Annotated in this window: 15 protein-coding genes; 12 read left to right on the top strand and 3 right to left on the bottom strand. The window is 69.4% G+C overall.

From position 1 onward, the window contains the following. The first annotated feature begins 128 nt into the window (after positions 1 to 128). The 8 genes from Dfulv_RS10975 to Dfulv_RS10940 all read left to right on the top strand — a co-directional run bounded on the left by Dfulv_RS10975 (position 129) and on the right by Dfulv_RS10940 (position 10,137). On the top strand, positions 129 to 944 hold the full coding sequence (locus tag Dfulv_RS10975; RefSeq protein WP_259862656.1) for an exodeoxyribonuclease III: 816 nt from the start codon (positions 129 to 131) through the stop codon (positions 942 to 944). Positions 945 to 1,438: 494 nt separating this feature from the next. After that, positions 1,439 to 2,440 carry an ABC transporter permease gene (locus Dfulv_RS10970; RefSeq protein ID WP_259862655.1) on the top strand — a complete coding sequence of 334 codons (1,002 nt, stop codon included), beginning with the start codon at positions 1,439 to 1,441 and terminating at the stop codon, positions 2,438 to 2,440. A gap of 302 nt (positions 2,441 to 2,742) precedes the next feature. Beyond that, positions 2,743 to 4,500, top strand: a complete 1,758-nt coding sequence (locus tag Dfulv_RS10965; RefSeq protein WP_259862653.1) for an ABC transporter substrate-binding protein — start codon at positions 2,743 to 2,745, stop codon at positions 4,498 to 4,500. 135 nt (positions 4,501 to 4,635) lie between these two features. Further along, the gene (locus Dfulv_RS10960) at positions 4,636 to 5,637 is read left to right on the top strand and encodes an ABC transporter permease (protein ID WP_259862652.1); all 1,002 of its coding nucleotides are present in this window, start codon (positions 4,636 to 4,638) and stop codon (positions 5,635 to 5,637) included. 55 nt (positions 5,638 to 5,692) lie between these two features. Next, a complete protein-coding gene (locus tag Dfulv_RS10955) occupies positions 5,693 to 6,772 on the top strand; it encodes an ABC transporter ATP-binding protein (protein WP_259862651.1) in 1,080 nt (359 codons plus the stop codon). Between the two features lie 107 nt (positions 6,773 to 6,879). Then, positions 6,880 to 7,914 carry an ABC transporter ATP-binding protein gene (locus tag Dfulv_RS10950; protein ID WP_259867602.1) on the top strand — a complete coding sequence of 345 codons (1,035 nt, stop codon included), beginning with the start codon at positions 6,880 to 6,882 and terminating at the stop codon, positions 7,912 to 7,914. A 111-nt stretch (positions 7,915 to 8,025) separates the two neighbouring features. Beyond that, positions 8,026 to 8,271 (top strand): hypothetical protein, encoded by a 246-nt coding sequence (locus Dfulv_RS10945; RefSeq protein WP_259862649.1) that lies wholly within the window; start codon positions 8,026 to 8,028, stop codon positions 8,269 to 8,271. A 165-nt stretch (positions 8,272 to 8,436) separates the two neighbouring features. Then, complete coding sequence (locus Dfulv_RS10940) at positions 8,437 to 10,137, top strand: S8 family serine peptidase (protein ID WP_259862647.1); 1,701 nt, start codon at positions 8,437 to 8,439, stop codon at positions 10,135 to 10,137. Between the two features lie 92 nt (positions 10,138 to 10,229). Here the strand turns inward: Dfulv_RS10940 and Dfulv_RS10935 are convergent, their stop codons facing one another. Beyond that, positions 10,230 to 10,703 carry a response regulator gene (locus tag Dfulv_RS10935; protein ID WP_259862646.1) on the bottom strand — a complete coding sequence of 158 codons (474 nt, stop codon included), beginning with the start codon at positions 10,701 to 10,703 and terminating at the stop codon, positions 10,230 to 10,232. Between the two features lie 59 nt (positions 10,704 to 10,762). Here Dfulv_RS10935 and mgrA point away from each other — a divergent pair, with 59 nt between their 5' ends. Beyond that, entirely contained in the window at positions 10,763 to 11,725 is a 963-nt protein-coding gene (gene mgrA / locus Dfulv_RS10930; protein WP_319805835.1) for an L-glyceraldehyde 3-phosphate reductase, read from the top strand. Here the strand turns inward: mgrA and Dfulv_RS10925 are convergent. Further along, positions 11,702 to 12,244: a hypothetical protein gene (locus Dfulv_RS10925; protein ID WP_259862644.1), complete on the bottom strand. Its 543-nt coding sequence runs from the start codon at positions 12,242 to 12,244 to the stop codon at positions 11,702 to 11,704. The two genes, mgrA and Dfulv_RS10925, sit on opposite strands and share 24 nt — an antisense overlap. A 183-nt stretch (positions 12,245 to 12,427) precedes the next feature. Here Dfulv_RS10925 and Dfulv_RS10920 point away from each other — a divergent pair, with 183 nt between their 5' ends. After that, positions 12,428 to 13,783, top strand: a complete 1,356-nt coding sequence (locus tag Dfulv_RS10920; protein ID WP_259862643.1) for an MFS transporter — start codon at positions 12,428 to 12,430, stop codon at positions 13,781 to 13,783. A 298-nt stretch (positions 13,784 to 14,081) separates the two neighbouring features. Here the strand turns inward: Dfulv_RS10920 and Dfulv_RS10915 are convergent, their stop codons facing one another. Then, positions 14,082 to 15,776: a polysaccharide deacetylase family protein gene (locus Dfulv_RS10915; protein ID WP_259862642.1), complete on the bottom strand. Its 1,695-nt coding sequence runs from the start codon at positions 15,774 to 15,776 to the stop codon at positions 14,082 to 14,084. 369 nt (positions 15,777 to 16,145) lie between these two features. On the opposite strand from Dfulv_RS10915, the gene Dfulv_RS10910 reads away from it, so the two are divergent. Continuing rightward, positions 16,146 to 19,445 carry a hypothetical protein gene (locus tag Dfulv_RS10910; protein WP_259862641.1) on the top strand — a complete coding sequence of 1,100 codons (3,300 nt, stop codon included), beginning with the start codon at positions 16,146 to 16,148 and terminating at the stop codon, positions 19,443 to 19,445. Positions 19,446 to 19,583: 138 nt separating this feature from the next. Then, positions 19,584 to 20,483, top strand: coding sequence for a glycosyltransferase family 2 protein (locus Dfulv_RS10905; protein WP_259862640.1), 900 nt, complete (start codon positions 19,584 to 19,586; stop codon positions 20,481 to 20,483). The last annotated feature ends 79 nt before the right edge of the window (positions 20,484 to 20,562 follow it).

Here is a 20,562-nt window from a genome sequence, read left to right as displayed (position 1 = left end):
GGCGTGAACGGTCCGAAGCGCAGCGGCGGGCGCCGCTCACCATAAGGCCGGTGCAGTGCGGCCGGTGCAGTGAATCCAGTGCAGTGAACCCAGTGCAGTGAACGCTGCCGGAGCGAAGCGGAGGCAGCGTGAAGCTCGCCACCTGGAACGTGAACTCGGTCAAGGCGCGCCTCCCGCGCCTGCTGGACTGGCTGGACCAGACCGGACCCGACGTCCTGTGCGTCCAGGAGACCAAGGTCGCCGCCGACGCCTTCCCGGCGAACGAGGTGGCCGAGCTCGGCTACGAGACCGCCCACCACGGCGAGGGCCGGTGGAACGGGGTCGCCCTGCTGTCCCGGGCCGGCCTCGAGGACGTGCGCCGCGGCTTCGCCGGCGACCCGGGCTGGGCCGGCGAGCCCACGGGCGAGGAGGGCCTGTTCGAGCAACCCCGCATCGAGGCCCGGGCCGTCTCCGCGCTGTGCGGCGGCGTGCGGGTCTGGTCGGTCTACGTGCCCAACGGCCGGACCCCGGAGTCGGCGCACTACGCGTACAAGCTCTCCTGGCTCGGCGGCCTGCGCGCCGCGGTGGCCGAGGATCTCGCGGCGGCCGCCCCGGTCGTGGTCTGTGGGGACTTCAACGTCGCGCCGACCGACGCCGACGTGTTCGACCCCGCCGCGTTCGTCGGATCGACCCACGTGACGGCGCCGGAGCGGGCGGCGCTGGCCGCGCTGCGCGAGGCGGGGCTCGACGACGTCGTGCCCACGCCGATGAAGGGCCCGAACCCGTTCACGTACTGGGATTATCGGGCAGGCATGTTCCATCAGGACAAAGGCATGCGGATCGACCTGGTCTACGCGAGTCCGGCGCTTTCCGGCGCGGTCAAGTCCGCTTACATCGACCGCGAGGCACGCAAGGGCAAGGGTCCGTCGGACCACGCGCCAGTTGTCATCGATTTCGATATTTGAGTACTCTGTGTCACCATGGGACTGTCCGGGCCGTACTGTTAAGTGTGAAACGATCAACGATCGTCCTGGATAGCCCGTTCTCTAGGGTGTTTGCGTCTTGTATCCGCGACCCAGCGTAATCACACCGTTACGATCTAGCAGTATTTCGCCCCTTTCGGGAGTGTATGATCCCAAAAGTCGCTGAGCTTGGATCACGCCCTCATCACGGCGCGGCGTGGACTTGGTTACAGGACGGGGGGTGACCCTTGACGATCGGCCGAACGGGAGACAGGGTTCCTCCAACGAAGGCGACACCACCACGTCGGCTTCGTGCATGCCCTGCCCGCGGACCGAACCTGCGGATGGGGCACCAGGAGTCCACGAAGACACAGCCGATCGGCTGCTGACTGCCACGGGCCCCGGTCTGGCCGACGCTCGCGCCCTCATGCTGCGCCGGCCATCGCTGGCGGGCTTGGCAGGGCGGGCAGGCGGCCGGGGAGAGGGGCACCACGCCCATGACTATGGGACCCGTCACGTCCAAGAGCGACGAGCAGGTGCCGAGTGTCGAAGAGGCGACCGCCACACCTGCCGGTGTTCCCGCAAAGGCCATCGAGGGTCGCTCGCTCGGTCAGATCGCCTGGACCCGCCTGAAGCGCGACAAGGTCGCGCTCACGGGTGCCGCCTTCATCGTGTTCCTCGTGCTCGTCGCGGCGTTCGCCCCACTGCTGAACAAGGCGTTCGGGCACCCGGTGAACCAGTACCACCAGGACAAGATCAACACGAGCCTCGGCGGCATCCCGGAGCCCGGCACCTGGGGCGGGATCAGCACCGAGTTCCTCTTCGGGGTCCAGCCGGTCACCGGCCGCGATCTGTTCTCCCAGATCATCTACGGCGCGCGGGTCTCGCTGCTCGTGGCGCTGTCCGCCACGATCGTGGCGGTCAGCATCGGCGTCGTGATGGGCATCGTCGCCGGCTACTTCGGAGGCATCGTCGACAGCCTGATCAGCCGGCTGATGGACCTGATCCTCGCGTTCCCCTACCTGCTGTTCTCGATCGCCCTGATCTCGGTCGTCCCGGTGAGCTCCGCCTGGCGCATCAGCGTCGTCATCGGGGTCATCGCGTTCTTCAGCTGGCCCTACATCGGACGGATCATCCGCGGCCAGACCCTCTCCCTCCGGGAACGCGAGTTCGTGGAAGCCTCGCGCAGCATCGGCGCCGGGCCCGGCCGGATCCTCTTCCGGGAGCTGCTGCCCAACCTGGTCGCACCGATCCTGGTCTACTCGACGCTGGTCATCCCGACGAACATCCTCTTCGAGGCCGCGCTGTCGTTCCTCGGTGTCGGCGTGCTGCCACCCACGCCCTCGTGGGGCCGGCTGCTCGCCGACGCCGTCCAGTACTACGAGTACGACCCGATGTACATGTTCATCCCGGGCACCGCGATCTTCCTCATGGTCCTCGCCTTCAACCTCTTCGGCGACGGCCTGCGTGACGCGCTCGACCCGAAGGCCAACCGCTAGCCGGTTGGCCTTCGGGCCCGCCGTGCATGTTCCGAACCAGGCCCCGAACCAGGATCCAAACAATGACAAGTACCGAACAGCAGCACTGAACAGCAGCACTGAACAGCAGCACTGAACAGCAGCAGCAGCTGCCCCGCACAGCCGCCTCACGACAGCAGTTCGTACCCCTGCAGTACGTCCGGCCCCGCGCCACGCCTGGTCGAACCCTGTGCGCACCTCGATCTTCCACTCGCACCGCAGCACAGCTCGGACGGCCCGTCCCTCGGCGGGTCGTGCCAAACAAGGAGGGAAACCCAGTGAGAATGAGGACAGGGGCACTGGTGGCCGGTTCGGCTGCCATCGCCCTGGTGTTGTCCGCCTGTGGTTCGGGCGGCGACGACAGCCCCACCACCAACTCGAGCGCCAAGGGCGAGACCGGCTTCAACGCCGCGACCAAGGGCGTCGTCAACCCGTCCGACAAGAAGGGTGGCACGCTCAAGCTCGTCAGCCACGACGACCCGGACTCGTTCGACCCGATCCGTGCCTACTACGCGTGGGTGTGGAACTTCAGCAAGGGCTACTACGCCCGGACGCTGCTGACCAACGAGGCCAAGCCGGGTGAGGACGGTCTCAAGCTGGTTCCCGACCTGGCGGCCGAGATGCCGAAGATCGAGGACGGCGGCAAGAAGTACACCTTCACGCTGAAGGACGGCGTCAAGTTCGAGGACGGCTCGCCGATCACCTCGAAGGACATCAAGTACGGCATCGAGCGCAACTTCGCGACCGACGTGCTCTCCGGCGGCCCGCCGTACCTGACCGAGGTGCTGGACCAGGGCCAGTCGTACCCCGGCCCGTACAAGGACACCGACCCGAACAAGCTGGGTCTGAAGTCGGTCCAGACGCCGGACGACAAGACGATCGTCTTCACGCTGAAGGAGCCGCTGAGCGACTTCCAGTACCTGCTGGCCATGCCCGGCGCGAGCCCGCTGCCGCAGGCGAAGGACACCGGCGACAAGTACGGTGACAAGCCGTTCTCGTCCGGCCCCTACAAGTTCCAGTCGTACGACGCCGGCAAGAAGGCCGTCCTCGTCCGCAACGAGAACTGGGACCCGAAGACCGACACGGTCCGCAAGGCCCTGCCGGACACGGTCGAGCTGACCATCGGCACCGCGCCGGAGGAGATCGACAACCAGCTGCTTTCCGGTGACGTCGACGTCGATGTCGCGCAGACCGGTGTGCAGCAGGGTGCGCAGCCGAAGGTCCTGCTGAACGCCGACAAGAAGAAGAACGCGGACACCCCGAACACGGGCTTCATCCGGTACTTCTCGATCAACACCAAGGTCGCCCCGTTCGACAACATCCACTGCCGCAAGGCCGTGCAGTACGCGACCGACAAGACCACGATGCAGACCGCTCGTGGTGGCGCGGACGCCGGTGGTGACATCGGCATCAACATGCTGCCGCCGAACATCGCCGGTCACGACGACTACGACCCGTACAACACCAAGTCGGGCAAGCCGCAGATCGACAAGGCGAAGGAAGAGCTGAAGCTGTGCGGTAAGCCGGACGGCTTCGAGACCGTGCTCGCGACCCGCAACGCCGGCAAGGAGCCGAAGACGGCTGAGGCGCTGCAGGCCGCGCTGACGAACGTCGGCATCAAAGTCCGCCTCGACCCGACCGACGCGTCGCTGTACTTCCGCTCGACCATCGGCTCGCCGACCAACGTGCACGCCAAGGGCTACGGCCTGATGATGGCCGGATGGGGCGCCGACTTCCCGACCGGTTACGGCTTCCTCTCCGTGCTCGTCGACGGCCGCAACATCCCCGAGTCCGGCAACAACAACTACGCCGAGCTCAACAACTCCGAGGTCAACAGCCTGATCGACAAGGCCAAGGCCGAGACCGACCCGGCGAAGGCCGCGGACATCTGGAAGCAGATCAACCACATCGTCATGGACGAGGCCGTCATGGTGCCGTTCGTGTTCGACAAGGCGCTGAACTACCGCAACCCCCGCGTCACGAACGTCTACGTGACGGAGTACTACGGCATGTACGACTTCGGCAGCCTGGGCGTCTCCTGACCCCCTCGCTCCGCAGCCGCGAAGCCTGAACAGCCGGTAACCCGCCCTTCACGAGGAACAGAAGGCAGGTGAGGGCCACGGCGCCGGCCGGTGCGACGGCAACCCCGTCTCGCCGGCCGGCGTCAGGCCGCACACGTGATCAACTACATTCTGCGCCGCCTGGTCACTGCGGCACTGCTCATCGTGGCCGTCTCGATCGTCACCTTCGGCATCTTCTTCCTGATCCCGAAGGCGACCGGGGCCGACCCTGCCCAGATGTACGTCGGCAAAACGGCCACCCCGGCTGCCGTCGAAGCCACCCGCGTCAAGCTCGGCCTGGACCAGCCGATCTACGTCCAGTACGGCCGGTACGTGAAGGGCATCGTCATGGGCCGCGACTTCAACAGCGGCCCGTCCGTCACCCACTGCTCCGCCCCGTGCTTCGGCTACTCCTTCCGCACCGACCGCGAGGTGTGGCCGCTGCTCATCGACCGGCTCCCGGTCACCGTCTCACTGGCGCTCGGCGCCGCCGTCATCTGGCTCGTCGGCGGCGTGCTCGGCGGGGTCATCTCCGCGCTGAAACGCGGGACGATCCTCGACCGGACCGTCATGATCATCGCGCTCGCCGGCGTGTCGCTGCCGGTCTACTTCACCGGCCTCATCTTCCAGTCGCTGTTCGTGCACGAGTGGAGGATCTTCAAGGGTGGTGAGTACGTCAACTTCGTCGACGATCCGCTCGGCTGGGCCAACAAGCTCTTCCTCGCCTGGGTGAGCCTGGCGCTGCTGCTCGCCGCCACCTACACGCGGCTGACGCGCGCCACGATGCTCGAGACCATCAGCGAGGACTACATCCGCACCGCCCGCGCCAAGGGTCTGAAGGAACGGGTCGTGATCGCCAAGCACGCCATGCGGTCCGTGCTGACGCCGATCGTCACGATCTTCGGCCTCGACCTCGGCAGCCTGCTCGGCGGTGCCATCCTCACCGAGAGCGTCTTCAGCCTCCCCGGCATCGGGCGACTGAGTATCGACGCCGTGACCGAGAAGGACCTGCCGATCATCCTGGGCGTCACGCTCTTCGGTGCCTTCTTCATCGTCATGGCCAACCTCGTCGTCGACGTGCTCTACGCCGTGATCGACCCGCGGGTACGGCTCGGATGACCCTGATCCGTCCCCGTTCCCGACTTCTCAACGGCTTTCCTGGAAAGGAGTGAGCATGTCCAGCGGTCTGCTCACGAGCGGCGGCCCCACCCCGGCCGGCGCCGACCCCTCGGCGGCACGGTCCTTCCTCGACGTGCGTGACCTCCGGATCCACTTCAAGACCGACGACGGCGTGGTCAAGGCCGTCGACGGCCTGACGTTCCAGTTGGAGCGCGGCGAGACGCTGGGCATCGTCGGCGAGTCCGGCTCCGGCAAGAGCGTCACGAGTCTGGGCATCCTCGGCCTGCACCGGCGTGGCTCGGCCGCGATCAGCGGCGAGGTCTGGCTCGACGGCGAGGAGCTCATCGGCGCCTCCCCGGAGCGGGTGCGAACCCTCCGCGGCGCGAAGATGTCGATGATCTTCCAGGACCCGCTGACCGCGATGCACCCGTACTACACGGTCGGCGCGCAGATCATCGAGGCGTACCGCGTGCACCACAAGGTCAGCAAGGCGGAGGCCCGCAAGCGGGCGATCGAGATGCTCGACCGGGTCGGCATCCCGCAGCCGCAGAAGCGGGTCGACGACTACCCGCACCAGTTCTCGGGCGGTATGCGCCAGCGCGCGATGATCGCGATGTCGCTGGTGAACAACCCGCAGCTGCTGATCGCGGACGAGCCCACGACGGCGCTCGACGTGACGGTCCAGGCGCAGATCCTCGACCTGATCCGGGACCTGCAGGCGGAGTTCAACTCGGCGGTCATCATCATCACGCACGACCTCGGTGTGGTGGCCGAACTCGCCGACGACATCCTGGTGATGTACGGCGGCAAGTGCGTCGAGCACGCCAACACACAGACGATCTTCCGACGGCCGGAGATGCCGTACACGTGGGGCCTGCTCTCGTCGATGCCCCGCGTCGACCGGGAGGTCCGCGACCGGCTGGTCCCCATCAAGGGCAACCCGCCGTCGCTGATCAACCTGCCGGGAGGCTGCTCGTTCCATCCGCGCTGCCCGTACGTCGGGCGCGACGGCATCCCTTGCAAGACGGTCGAGCCGACCCTGGCGGAGGGCACGTCCGAGCACGGCGTCGCGTGCCACATCCCGGCCGCCGACCGGCTGGCCATCTTCAAGTCGGACATCGCCCCATCCCTCTGAGGAGCACGACAGTGTCGACGAGCACCCAACCCCAGCCCGCTGCGGCACCTCAGCGGGGTGGCGACAATCTCCTCGAGGTCCAGGGCCTGGAGAAGCACTTCCCGATCATGCGGGGGGCGTTCTTCAAGCGGAAGGTCGGCGCGGTCCGCGCCGTCGACGGCGTCGACCTTGCGGTGAAGGCCGGCGAGACGCTGGGCCTGGTCGGCGAGTCCGGTTGCGGAAAGTCCACGACCGGCCGGCTGATGACCCGGCTCCTGGAGCCCACCGGCGGCAAGGTCATCCTGGAGGGGCGGGACATCTCGCACCTCGGCGTGGGCCAGATGCGCCCGCTGCGCCGCGAGGTGCAGATGATCTTCCAGGACCCGTACTCCTCGCTGAACCCGCGCCACACGGTCGGCTCGATCGTCGGCGCGCCGCTGCAGGTCCAGAACATCAAGACCGCGCACGGGCAGAAGCGTGAGGTCCAGCGGCTGCTGGAGCTGGTCGGGCTCAACCCCGAGCACTACAACCGCTACCCGCACGAGTTCTCCGGCGGTCAGCGGCAGCGTATCGGCATCGCCCGGGCGCTCGCCCTGCAGCCGAAGCTCATCATCGCCGACGAGCCGGTGTCCGCGCTGGACGTGTCGATCCAGGCGCAGGTCGTCAACCTGCTCGACGACCTGCAGCGCGAGTTCAACCTGACGTACGTGTTCATCGCGCACGACCTGTCGGTCGTCCGGCACATCTCGGACCGGGTCGCGGTCATGTACCTCGGCAAGGTCGTCGAGATCGGCGGCCGCGACGGGCTGTACCAGCAGCCGCTGCACCCGTACACGTTCGCGCTGCTGTCCGCGGTGCCGGTGCCCGACCCGGACCGGCGGGACCGGGCGCAGCGGGAGCGGGTCCTGCTCACCGGTGACGTGCCGAGCCCGATCGACCCGCCGTCCGGCTGCCGGTTCCGCACCCGGTGCTGGAAGGCCCAGGACGTCTGCGCGCAGCAGGAGCCGCCGCTGGTGGAGCTGCTGCCCGGCCAGAGCGTCGCCTGCCACTTCCCCATCACCGACGAGGACCGCTCGTCGCGGGGCGCGCAGGCCGCCCGTGCCGCCGCGGCCGAGATCCCGGTCGACACGGCCGAGGACCCGTTCGCGGATCCGATCTCCTGACGGTCGCAGGTCTGCGGCGACGCCTTCCGCGTCGCGTCCGCTCAGGTCGGGGAGTCGCCATTGGCGGCTCCCCGACTTTCTTTTCGCCACCGAGCGCATACGGTGTCGGCCATGGACGCCGCCGACAACACGCGCCTCGCCCGCCTCGAACGCCAGATCGCCTTCCTGTACCGCCATTTCGGGCTCGACCCACAGCTCGCCGACGCGTTCGCGGCCGCCGGTGACATGCCGCCCGAGTTCACCGAGGCGCTGCGCAAGCAGAACCTCATCCTGGCGATCAAGATCTATCGGCAGGTGACCGGCGTGGGGCTCGCCGAGGCGAAGGACGCGGTCGAGCGGCTCGCGCGTTCGGTGTGACCGGTTCCGCGTGACGCGGACCCTCGATGTTTTCCCCCGTTCGGTACAACACCCCCTCGATCTGCCCCCGGAACCCTTTCCTGGCTTGAAAATCTTGGGTGCAGGCCTTTCGCGGCATCACGATGTTCGATCTCATATCCCCATCCCCTCGACCAGGGAGGCCATGTGGGATTCAACAAGAGGCTCACCGGCGCGGCGGTCATCGCCACCGCGTTGACGGTGACCGCGGCGGGCTTGTCGTCACCGGCGAGCGCCGAACCCGCTGCGACGACCGAATACACCGTCGTCGCAGCGGACAACGTCTCGGCCGCGGACGCGGCGGCCGCCATCAGCAAGGCCGGCGGCAAGGTCGTCGTGTCCAACGAGACCGTGGGGATGTACACGGTCACCGCGCCGCAGAAGGGATTCGTCGAGAAGGCCGCGGCCTCCTCGAAGCTCGTCGGCGCGACGCACCGGGTCGCGATCGGCAAGGCCCCCCGGAAGCAGCGGGCGGACCTCGCCGAGAAGGAGGCCGTGGCGAGCGCCGCCAAGGCCGCGAAGAAGCCGGGTGGCACGAAGCCGGCGACCGCCGGTATGGACCCGCTCGACGACAAGCTGTGGGGCCTGACGACGGTCAAGTCCGACAAGGCGCGGAAGGTCAACGCCGGGGACAAGCGGGTCACCGTGGGCATCCTCGACACCGGCGTCGACGCGTCGAACCCCGACATCGCCCCGAACTTCAACTGGGCGCTGTCGAAGAACTTCGCCAAGGACATGGTCGACATCGACGGCCCGTGCGAGGTCGCGAGCTGCCTCGACCCGGTCGGCACCGACGACAACGGGCACGGCACGCACGTCGCCGGCACGATCGGCGGGGCGGCCAACGGCGTCGGCGTCTCCGGTGTCGCACCCAACGTGTCGCTCGTCGAACTCAAGGGCGGCCAGGACTCCGGGTACTTCTTCCTGGAGCCGGTCGTCAACGCGCTCGTGCACGCGGCCAACACGGGCATCGACGTGGTCAACATGTCGTTCTACGTGGACCCGTGGCTGTACAACTGCACCGCCAACCCGGCCGACTCCCCGGTCGCGCAGGCGGAACAGCGCACGATCATCCGGGGCATGTTCCGGGCCCTGACCTACGCGCACTTCAAGGGCGTCACGCTCGTGGGCGCGCTGGGCAACAACCACGAGGACCTCGGCAAGCCGCGCACCGACATCACCAGCCCGGACTATCCGGCGGGCACCGAATACGACCGGCCGGTCGACAACAACAGCTGCTGGGACCTGCCGACCGAAGGGCCGTTTGTCATCGGCGTCTCGTCGCTCGGCCCGTCGCTGAAGAAGTCGGACTTCTCGAACTACGGTCTCGAGCAGATCAGCGTGTCGGCGCCCGGTGGCTGGTTCCGTGACGGCTTCGGCACGGACACCTACCGCACCAACGGCAACATGATCCTGTCGTCGTACCCGCTGAAGGTGCTGCAGGAGGAGGGCTCGGTCGACGCCGCCGGCAACGTCCTGCCGGAGGCCGAGGGCCTCGTCTACAAGGAGTGCACCGCCGCCGGCAAGTGCGGCTACTACACCTACCTGCAGGGCACGTCGATGGCCGCGCCGCACGCGTCGGGCGTCGCCGCGCTCATCGTCAGCCAGCACGGCGCCAAGCGCGGCAAGGACTTCGGTCTGGAGCCGTGGAAGGTGGAGTACCTGCTGTACAGCACGGCCGCCGAGCACGCGTGCCCGGAGCCGCGCCTGCAGACGTACACCAACGAGGGCCGTGATCCCGAGTTCAACGCGCTCTGCGAGGGCGGCAAGGAGTTCAACGGCTTCTACGGCTTCGGCATCGTCGACGCCTACGCGGCCGTTACGGCGCACCCCTGGTGGGGACGCTGATCTGACCCGCCCGGTGGTGCGGGGTTGCCGCTCAGGCGCCTCGCACCACCGGGCGGTTCCGTCTTCGCGGGCTTTCAGGGTCTTCGCGGGCTTCAGGAGCCTCTCGTCACCAGGCGACCGCCGAGCAGGCTGTCGACCTTGCTGATGAACTGGCTCGGCCGGACGGGCTTCTGCACGTACTCCGTCGCGCCGACCATCATCGCCTCCTCCCGGCCTCTCAACCGCCCGTACGCGCTGAGCATGAGCACCGGCAGTCCCTGCGTCGCCGGGTCGGCGCGCAGCTTGCGGCACAGGTCCAGGCCGGAGAGCTTCGGCATCCACATGTCGGTGACGAGCAGGTCGAACCCCGGGCCGTCGCCGGTGCCGCCGGCCGCCTGAAGGGCTTCCAGGGCCTGCTGGCCGTCGTTCACGGCGGTCACCGCGATGCCGGCGCCCTCCATGGCCATCGTGAACAAATCGCGGATGTCCGGGTCGTCCTCGGCCAGCAGGACGGTCGCGACCGGGAGCGTCCCGGCCTCCGGTTCCGCGGGCTCGTCAGGTACGACATCCTCGGGATCTTGATCCACACCCTCAGCTTAGGATCACGGCCGTGGTGTACGAGGCGGCTTCGGGCCGATACCAGAACATGCTCTACCGGCGCAGTGGTCGAAGCGGCCTGCAACTGCCGGCCATCTCCCTGGGACTGTGGCACAACTTCGGACACGGCCGGCCATATGCGACACAACGCGCGATCGTGCGCCGTGCCTTCGATCTGGGCGTGACCCACTTCGACCTGGCGAACAACTACGGCCCGCCGCCGGGCTCCGCGGAGACGAACTTCGGCCGGATCCTCGCCGACGACCTGCGGCCCTACCGCGACGAGATCGTCGTGTCGACCAAGGCCGGCTACAACATGTGGCCCGGGCCCTACGGCGAATGGGGTTCGCGGAAGTACCTCACCGCCTCGCTGGACCAGTCGCTGCGGCGGACGGGCCTGGAGTACGTCGACATCTTCTACTCGCACCGGCCCGACCCGGACACGCCGCTCGAGGAGACGATGGGCGCCCTCGACCGGGCGGTGCGGTCCGGCAAGGCGCTCTACGTGGGCATCTCGAACTACAGCCCCGCGCAGACCCGCGAGGCGGCGCACATCCTGCGGTCCCTGGGCACGCCGCTGCTGATCCACCAGCCGCGGTACTCGATGTTCGACCGCGCGATCGAGGCGTCGCTGCTGGACGTGCTGGAGGCCGAGGGCGTGGGCTGCATCCCGTTCTCTCCGCTGGCGCAGGGCCTGCTGACCGACCGGTACCTCAGCGGCATCCCCGACGACTCGCGCGTGCGCACGAGCCAGTTCCTCAACGAGAGCGACCTGACCCCGTCGCGGCTGGAGACGATCCGCAGCCTCGACGAGGTGGCCCGCGGCCGCGGGCAGTCCCTCGCCCAGCTGGCACTGGCCTGGGCACTGCGCGACCACCGGATCACCTCGCTCATCATCGGGGCGAGCAGCGTGACCCAGCTCGAGCAGAACATCGGTGCGCTGGACCACCTGACGCTGTCCGACGGCGAACTGTCCGCGATCGACAAGCTACTTGCTGACGATCGCGCTTAGCGCCCCGAACACCGGCTGGAGGGCGGGCGGGATCGCCCCGTCCTCCGCCACGACCTCGCGTCCGTTGTAGATGATGCTGTACGTGAAGCCGTCGGCCACGGTGCCGCCGTCGTTCACGCTCGGCACCTTGTTGATGTCGACCGACGCGAGGGCCGCCTTGAGCGCGGCGAGCTCCTCGGCGGTGAGCTTGCCGGTCCGCGTGCCACCGCGGGTCTGCAGGCTGTAGCCGCCGTCGCCGCGGATGACGAGCCGGTCGTTGACGCCGGCGATGCCACCCTGCCGGGCGAACGTCACCAGGACGTCCCCGGCGGGGACGGCGGCGGAGCTGCTGCCGCCCGCACCGGCACTCGGGCTCGCGCTGCCATCGGTGCTCGCCGCCGCGGTGGCGCTCGTCGAGGGCGCGCCGCCGGCGCTGCCCGTGGTGCCGCCCGTGGTGCCGCCGGAGTCCTCGGCGCATCCGGCGAGCGACAGGGCGACAAGAGCGGCGGCTGCGACGGCGAGTGGGGTCCGCGACGTCATCCGTGACATCATCCGCGACATCATCGTTGGGTCTCCATCCGTGGTTGTCGTTGCCTGCTCTCACTTCGACCGGGCGCCGGCCTGCCGGGTTCCCCGTGAGCTGGCGCACATTCTCACCGGCGGAGCGCTCCCCGGCGGGGAAACCCGGTCGTTTCTGTCGTACCCCCACGACATGATTGCCCCATGCGCCTCGAGCCCTACCGTCGCGTCCTCGCCCTTCCCGGGGTGCGGTCGCTCATGGTGCTGGCCCTGGTGGCCCGCATCCCGATCACCGCGATCGGTGTGACCATGACCCTGCACGTCGCGCAGGACCTGGACCGGGGCTGGGGCGCGGCCGGTCTGGTGGGCGCGGCGCTGACGGTCGGCACCGCCCTCGGCGGCCCGCTCAACGGGCGGTTCGTCGACCGGCGCGGCCTGCGGCCGATGCTCGTGGTCACGACGGTCTGCGAGGCGGTGTTCTGGTCGACGGCGCCGTTCATGTCCTATCCGGTGCTGCTCGGCGGCGCGTTCGTCGCGGGCGTGTTCTCGTTGCCGGTGTTCTCGGTGGTGCGCCAGTCGATCGCCGCGCTCGTCCCCGCCGACCAGCGCCGCCAGGCCTACGCGCTCGACTCGATGTCGGTCGAGATGTCGTTCATGGCCGGCCCGCCGCTGGCCGTGCTGCTCATGAGCGGCCTGTCGGGCCGGATCACGATGTGGGCGATCGGCGGCGCGCTCGTGCTCGCCGGCGTCGCGCTCTACCTCACCAACCCGCCGGTGCACTCCGCCGACGGCGAGGCCACCGGCGGCGCCCCGGTCCGCCGCCGCGACTGGCTGACCCCGCGTTTCCTGGCCGTCTGCGCCGCCGGCGCGGCCACCACGCTGGTGCTCGCCGGCACCGACCTGGGCATCGTCGCGATGATGCGCGACGCGGGCAAGGTCGAGCTGGTCGGCGCGCTGCTCGCGGCCTGGGGTGTCTACTCGCTGGCCGGCGGCTTCGTCTACGGCGCGCTGACCCGGGCCGTGCCGCTGGTGGCCCTGCTGGGCGGCCTGAGCCTGTTCACGCTCCCGGTCGGCCTGGTCGGCGACGCCTGGCCGCTGCTGTTCGCCGTCCTGATCCCGGCCGGCGTCCTGTGCGCCCCGACGCTGAGCGCAAGCGCCGACCTGGTCAGCCGCCTGGTCCCGCCGTCCGCCCGCGGCGAGGCGATGGGCTGGCACGGCTCCTCGCTGACGGTCGGCATGGCCATCGGCTCCCCCTTGGCCGGCTGGGCCATCGACCACGGCTCCCCAGCGTGGGGCTTCGCCTCGGTGGCCTTGGTGAGCCTGGCCGTGACCGCCCTGCTCCTGACCTTCCGCCACTTGGACCGCCAGCCCCAAACACCCACCCAGTTCCAGGACCCGACCCACTCTCACGAGCCGGCCAAGGCCCAGGACCCGACCCAGTTCCACGAGCCGGTCCACTCCCACGAGCCGGCTCAGGCCCAAGCGGCGCCGGCCGGTGCCGCGGTCGCCGCCCTCCCGGTCGCGGGCACCCCTGTCGAAACAGCCGTCCACGCCCACTGACCATCGGATCGGCGGAGCGCTTCACGATCGTGGAGCTTTCTGGCTGCCAGGGCGACCAGAACACTCCACGATCATGAAGCGCTCCCCCGTCCAGGGACGACCGCAGCACCACAGGCCGAGAAGAGTTTCTATAAAGCCAGGTCGGACCCGGATTCGTGGCGCTTTCCGCACAGCACACACCGGGCGGGCACGGCGAACAGGGACAGGTCGGCAAGTTAACGCTGAAAAACTCGTGCCGGCCTTTTCCCGCAGACTGCCGCCATCCGGCGGACCGACGGAGGGTCGAATCGGCCGGCGATCACAGTACGGAGTGGGGGCTGACGAACGTATAACCCATGCCCTGCATGCCTTCGACCAGCTCAGGGAGGTACTGCAGGCCCAGGAACGGGTGATAGAAGAAGCCTGCGACGCCGTCCCGCACCACCAACTGGCGCCGCGCCGACGCCAGCAGGTCCCCCGTGAGGCGGACCCCGTGTTGGTTAAATCTTTGTGTTGCCACGTTTCCAAGTGTTTCGGGGATCACCGGTGTCCCATATGCGTCTTTCACGACGTACGGGAAGAACTGACTCACGGAGCGTGCACTCCTGGGGGTGCCGGTGAGGACGCCCGAAAAGTACAGCACCTGCTCGTACCGCGCCCGGATGCCCGGCGCCGTGGAGATCGCCCGATAGTCGGTCGCACTAGCCGTATAGTGCGGAAACTCCCAGATGTCCGGCAGTTCCAGGCCGGCCGCGGTCCACTCCTGCCGGGCGGCGGCGAGCCGGCCCAGCGCCCACTCGGTGGAGTCGCCCGGCACGGGACCGTCCAGCACGACCGAACCGCCGGCGTCGACATGCGCACGGTAGAACTCGTAGTCCTCGGCACTGACGCCGTATGGATTCGGGCCGCCGGCGAACCCGTGTGTATATCCGTGCATGAGCAGTGTTCCGCCGCGGGCGACCATGTACCGCAACGCCTCCACGACCTGCGGTGTGCCGCTCAGCGTCTTGTGCACCGGCACGCCGCCGGAATACACGCCGGACGCATCGTCGTAAACGGGGAAAACCGCGACGGCGAACGGGACGTTACGCGACGACAGATAGTCGGCGATGGTCCGCAACTGAGCGGGATCGGAATGCGGGCCGACATCCTCGATCCGCACCAGCGCGCGATGCCGGCCCGGCGTCACGGGAGTACCCGGCGCGAGCAGGTCGAACAGCAGATCGGCCAGCACGAGGTACCGGTCGTCGAACGTGACGTACGTGAAGGGCACCTCGGCCACGTAGGTCAACGCACCCACCCGTACCGCCCAAGGCTCCACCGCGCCGTCAGGGCCCAACGCATCAGCGATCGTCGTTGCCTTGGCGTCCGCCGAGAGGCCGATGCGGACCAGTCCCCCGGCTGCCGGGTTGCGGATCAACGATGTGCCTCGATAGCGGATCTCCCGTACCGCGGCGTCGTTGATTGACGCATTCTGAAATCCCATTCCGTGGTACCGCGAGATCAATTGCCAGATGTTCGCGCCCATCCACAACACCGGCGCTCCGGCCGCCACGTCGGCCAGGAACGCGGCCGGCAACGGCTCGTCGTACGTCGATCCGATGTAGATCGTCAGCTGGTACTTCGCCGCGTCCCCGGACGTGTACTTCGTCACGGGCAACGCCTTCCATGATCCGAAGTGGGAGGCCAAATTCCCTGCTTGCACGGCATACAGCTCGCCCAGGTCGCCGTATTGCCCGGTCGTGTCATACAGGACGAGCGCCCCTGAACGCGGGTATGCAGGAGAACGGCTCGCCGACGGGCTTGCCGGAGACGTACCGATTGGAGAGGTTTTGCAGGCGCTCATCGATACGGCAGCCAGAGCCAACGAGACGACCACCGCGAGCAGCCCTCTGAGGCGTCCGGCCGTCACGGTGGGTATTCGTCGGACTGCAGCTCGGTGCATGCGCAACTCTCCGGAGAACTCCCCATCAACGCTAGCAAAATGGGCGCAATCGGCGGCCCGGTCGGCCATATCCGGCGGCTCCGGCGACAAACGAGATGGTTGCGTCCGTCACTCAGCGCGGTACGATCCGGCAAGGCCGCCCTGCGGTGATCGGTGTGGAACCCCCTCCGCATCGCACCGCTCGTGGCACACCCGACGGAGGGCGATCTTGACTACGTGCTGCCCGCTCGCAGCTGAAGCGCCGGACACGCTGGTCCCTTCGTGGCCACCAGCAAGGACGGTCACGCGACCGGCGGCCGCCCCCCTCGGGTACCGCTCCCTCGAGACACACACCACCGTGTGCCGCGGCCCGGTCATTCCGACTCACCCGGATTTCCAGACTTCTGAGAGGTCCGCATGAGCACCGCGATGCAGGTCCGGCTCCGACACTGGCCGGGCATGAAGGTTTCGTGGCTCGGCGCCGGCGCGGTCGTCCACTCCGGTGACGAGCCCAGCTCGGGCGCGGCCCAGCTGGTCGTCTCGCCGCACGGGTCCACCGAGTGCGCGGTCGTGATCAGCTCGCACACCGTCAAGCTGCTGCCCGCGATGATCGAGGAGCTGGCCGAGGTACTGGCCAACGGACTCCCCCGCGGCTTCAGCGCGATGCGGTTCGTCGCCTGGGACGGCGCCTGCGCCAACAAGGAGCGCCCCGCGGCCGCCCACATGATCTCGATGCGCCTCGGCATCGACGTGATCGCCGCGGCCGGCCCGCTCCTCGGCGTGCCCGGCGGTTCACTGTTCGCTCCCGAGGGTCGCGGCGAGCATCGCCCCGGCGGGTTCTGGCGGTTTCGCCCCGGCGACCAGCCGGTCCGCGTCGGCTGGCGGTTCCCCGCACCGCAGTGGGAGGCCGACCTCAGCACCGAACTGCCCGAGCTCCCCGGTGACCTGGTGCTCGACCAGATCCCGGCCGGCCTGTGGCTGCACCGGCGCCGCGTCGGCAGCGTGACCGACCTGGCCTACTCGGTGCCGACGGACCACGCGCACCCGGCGCTGATCCTTTCGCACCCCAACGAGGAGCCGCTGCACCGCGACGAGGTCGCCCAGGCCGTCGCCGCCATCCCGGCGCTCGCCGCCGACAAGTGCATCTTCACGCCGTACGGGCAGCAGCCGATCGCCGACGGCCCCGTCGGTCCGGTCGTCGCGGACGTCCTCGGCCGGTCCGTGCACGTGCGCACCGGCCTGCCGCTGTGCGCTCCCGCCGGCCAGCGCGCCGTCGTCACCATCGACCACAAGTGCCTGCCCCGCTGGCGTACGTTCGCCCGGGAGCTCTGGCACGCGCCCCGCACCGGCGCCCCGCGCCCGGTCGACTGGGTCAACCCGTGCCCCGATCTGCTCGACACTCCGGCCGGCGCGGCGACGTTCTCGCTGGGCAGCGGCTGGGTGCTAGAGGTCGTCCAGGCCGGCATCTGGATCCGCCCGGAGCACCTCAACGACCCGGCCGACTGGATCCGCGGCCTGCCGGTGGACGTGGACCGGTGCGCCATCATCATGGGCGCGCCCCACGCCGCCGAAGTGCCCCCGCCAGCGCATCTGATCGCGGACGTACTGGAGAAGCTGCCGATCGACGCGCGCAAGCGCTCCTATCTGGCAGTGCCCCGCGGTGCCGCGCCGAACGTCTTCGTCCTCGCGACCGCTCTGCTCGACTCGCTGCCCGAGGCGGGCGAGGTGGAACTGCTCGCCCCGACCGCGGCTCCCCCGGCGGCCTCGCTGCCCGCGTTCCCGCCGTCGACGACGACCACGGGCGGCTTCCCGGCCGTGCAGCAGTCCCCGGCGTCGCCGGGTCTCTCCGGCTCGTCCCCGTCCGGTCTCTCCACCGGCGGCAGCCACTCGGCGCCTCCCTCCGGCGGCGACCGCTCGGCGCCTCCCTCCGGCGACAGCCGCGCGGCGGGCCGGGCCGGGCGTCACGGTGACGTCAACGGTCCGTACCTGGTCGACGGGCGCCCCGCGAACGGGCACCCGTCCGGCGCCCACCCGACGGTGCCCCGGTCCGCGGCGTACGAAGAGCGCAACGGCTACGACCGCCGGTTCGAGGACCAGCGCCCGATCGACGAGCCGCGTCCTTCGTTCGAGGACACCCGCTCCCTCGACGGTTCCCGCACCGGAAGCTTCGAACTGCAGCGCCCGTACGACGAGCCGCGCACCGGCGGATTCGCCGCACAGCCCGAGGACGGCTACCGCTCCTCGCGGACCGGCTCGTTCCCGCCGGTTCCGCCGGCGGCCCCGATCGAACCCGGGACAACCTCGTTCGCCCCGCTGAGCCCCAACGGCGCCCACCGCCCCACGAACGGCCAGCCACGCCACCCCGGCGCCCGCCCGGACACCCGCGGCGAGGGCCGGCTGGATGCTCGTCCGGAAGGTCGACTGGAGGGCCGTCCGGAAGGTCGGTTGGAAGGGCGTCCGGAAGGTCGGCTGGAGGGCCGCCCTGAGGGCCGTCCTGAAGGCCGGCTGGAAGGCCGGGCTGACGGCAGGCTCGACAGCCGCGGCGACCGCTCCGAGATGCTTCCGGGCGGGCGTTCCGAGATGCTGCCCGGCGGCCGCTCCGGCGACGCGACCACCGCGTTCCAGGTGCCGGGCCCCAACGGCGGCCACAGTCCCAGCCGTGGCCACGGCCCGAACGGCCAGGGTCACGCTGGTCCGGGTCACGCCGGTCCGGGTTTTGCGGGTCCGGGTCCCGTCGGTCCGGACCAGATCGGTCCAGGCCACGTCGGTCCAGGCCAGGTCGGTCCAGGTCACGGTGGACCCGGTCATGGCGGCCCCGGCCACGGGGGTCCGGGGCATGCGGCCCAGGGTCACGCCAGTCCCGGCTTTGCGGGTCCCGGCCACGCCGGGTCGAGCCATGCCGGTCCGAGCCAGGTCGGGTCGAGCCACGCCGGTCCGAGCCAGGTCGGTCCGAGCCAGGTCGGTCCAAGCCAGGTCGGGTCGGGCCAGACCGGTCCGGGCCAGGCCGGTCCCGGCTACGCCGGTCCGGGTCATGCTGGTCCGAGTCACACAGGCCCCGGCCACGCAGGCCCAGGCCACGTGGCGCCTGGTCACGCGGGTCCCGGGTTCAACGGCACCGGTCACGGCGGCCACGCCAACGGCCGCAGCAGCGGACCCTCGAACGGCCACACCAACGGCCACACCAACGGCCACACCAACGGCCACACCAACGGCCACGCCAACGGGGTTGCCAACGGGCACTCGCAGCACGGACCCGCGAACGGCCACAGCAACGGGCATGCCGGGATGCACCCGGATCTGCACGTCGCGCCGCCGCGGACGTTCCACCGGGATGCGCAGCCGCTGCCGCCCAACGGGCCGGCCCAGCACGGGTACGCGTTCGATGCGCCCAACCACGACGAGTACCACTTCGACGTGCCCACCCCGCCGAGCCGGCACCACGACGAGGCGACGGGGCGCATGCCGGCGCAGCGGATGCCGGTACACGACGATGTCAGCATCGACGACCGCCCGTCCGGCGCCGACGAAACGTCCTCGATCAACACCGGCCGGGAGATCCGCTCGCACAGCAAGAAGGGCAAGACCACCCGGGCGGACGACAAGACGAGCACGCAGGAACTGGACCGGCTCCTCGGGTTCTTCGACGAGATCCGTCGTGCCAAGGCCTGGGACGAGGACTCGAACTCCCCCGAGGAGCAGGCGGCCCGCCGCGCCGCGGCAGGTCAGCCGCCGGCCGGCCCCCGCCGGGCCCGCCACTAGGAGCCCAGCGCGCAATTGAACGACCGAACCGGCCCACCCCGACAATCGGGAGTGGGCCGGTTCGCATGTCGGGCTCAGTCCCGGGCGACAGTTCCAGGCGTTCCTGGACGGGCTTTCCGGACATACTAAGATCGCACGGTGCTCGACATCATGCTGCCGCACTACGGCGACCTGGCACTGCTCAAGCTCGCCGTCAACAGCGTACTGGCACAGACCGACGACCGGTGGCAGCTCACCGTCCTCGACGACAATCCCGCGGACCGCGCTCACGGGATTCCCGAGTGGTTCGCCACGCTGGACCACCCTCGCGTCAAGTACCGCCAGAACTCCCAAAATCTTGGGGTCACCGGCAACTTCCAGCAGTGCATCGATCTGGCGACCCAGCCGTTCATGGTCATCATGGGCTGCGACGACGTGATGCTTCCCCGGTACGTCGAGTGCGTCCACGCGCTGATCGACGCGCACCCCGAGGCGGTGCTCATCCAGCCGGGGGTCGAGGTGATCGACGAGAGCGGAACCGTCGTCAAGACGCTCGTCGATTCCACGAAGCGGCGGGTGTACGCCCCTCGGTTCGCCGGCACGACCGTCATGTCGGGCGAGGACCTGGCGGTGAGCCTGCTGAGGGGCAACTGGTTGTACTTCCCGTCGCTGTGCTGGCGCACCGACGAGATGAAGGCGGTGGGCTTCGACCCGTCGCTGAAGGTCATCCAGGACCTGGCGCTCATCCTGGAGTTGGTCGCGCGCGGCGGCACGCTGGTCGCCGACGAGGAGGTCTGCTTCCAGTACCGCCGGCACGGCTCGAGCCTGTCCGCCTCCTCGGCCGTGACCGGCGGCCGGTTCAGCGAGGCCCGGAAGTTCTTCCTCGGCGCCGCCGTCCGCATGGAGGCGCACGGCTGGCCCAGGGCCGCACGAGCGGCGCGCTGGCACCTGTCGTCGCGCATCCACGCACTGACGATGCTCCCGTCAGCCGCCAAGCAGCGCAGCGGGAGCAGCGTCCGCGTGCTGACCCGGTACGCCTTCGGCCCGCCACGGACCTGATCCACGCCAGCACCGCCGGTCGAACAGTGCCGGCAACCGAACCAGGGCCGGTCGAACAGGGCCGGTCGAACAGGGCCGG

The sequence above is a fragment of the Dactylosporangium fulvum genome, assembly GCF_025137375.1.
GTDB classification, from domain to species: Bacteria; Actinomycetota; Actinomycetes; order Mycobacteriales; family Micromonosporaceae; genus Dactylosporangium; species Dactylosporangium fulvum.
Note: the sequence above shows the minus strand (reverse complement) of the source record. Positions and strands in the feature narration are given on the sequence as shown.

Bases quoted from the DNA above. Each gene is read 5' to 3' on its own strand.
- Dfulv_RS10920 (WP_259862643.1), top strand. From the start codon at position 12,428: ATGCGCCTCGAGCCCTACCGTCGCGTCCTCGCCCTTCCCGGGGTGCGG.
- Dfulv_RS10965 (WP_259862653.1), top strand. From the start codon at position 2,743: ATGAGGACAGGGGCACTGGTGGCCGGTTCGGCTGCCATCGCCCTGGTG.
- Dfulv_RS10950 (WP_259867602.1), top strand. From the start codon at position 6,880: ATGCGGGGGGCGTTCTTCAAGCGGAAGGTCGGCGCGGTCCGCGCCGTC.
- Dfulv_RS10955 (WP_259862651.1), top strand. From the start codon at position 5,693: ATGTCCAGCGGTCTGCTCACGAGCGGCGGCCCCACCCCGGCCGGCGCC.
- Dfulv_RS10970 (WP_259862655.1), top strand. From the start codon at position 1,439: ATGACTATGGGACCCGTCACGTCCAAGAGCGACGAGCAGGTGCCGAGT.
- mgrA (WP_319805835.1), top strand. From the start codon at position 10,763: ATGCTCTACCGGCGCAGTGGTCGAAGCGGCCTGCAACTGCCGGCCATC.
- Dfulv_RS10915 (WP_259862642.1), bottom strand. From the start codon at position 15,776: ATGGCCGACCGGGCCGCCGATTGCGCCCATTTTGCTAGCGTTGATGGG.
- Dfulv_RS10945 (WP_259862649.1), top strand. From the start codon at position 8,026: ATGGACGCCGCCGACAACACGCGCCTCGCCCGCCTCGAACGCCAGATC.
- Dfulv_RS10910 (WP_259862641.1), top strand. From the start codon at position 16,146: ATGAAGGTTTCGTGGCTCGGCGCCGGCGCGGTCGTCCACTCCGGTGAC.
- Dfulv_RS10925 (WP_259862644.1), bottom strand. From the start codon at position 12,244: ATGACGTCGCGGACCCCACTCGCCGTCGCAGCCGCCGCTCTTGTCGCC.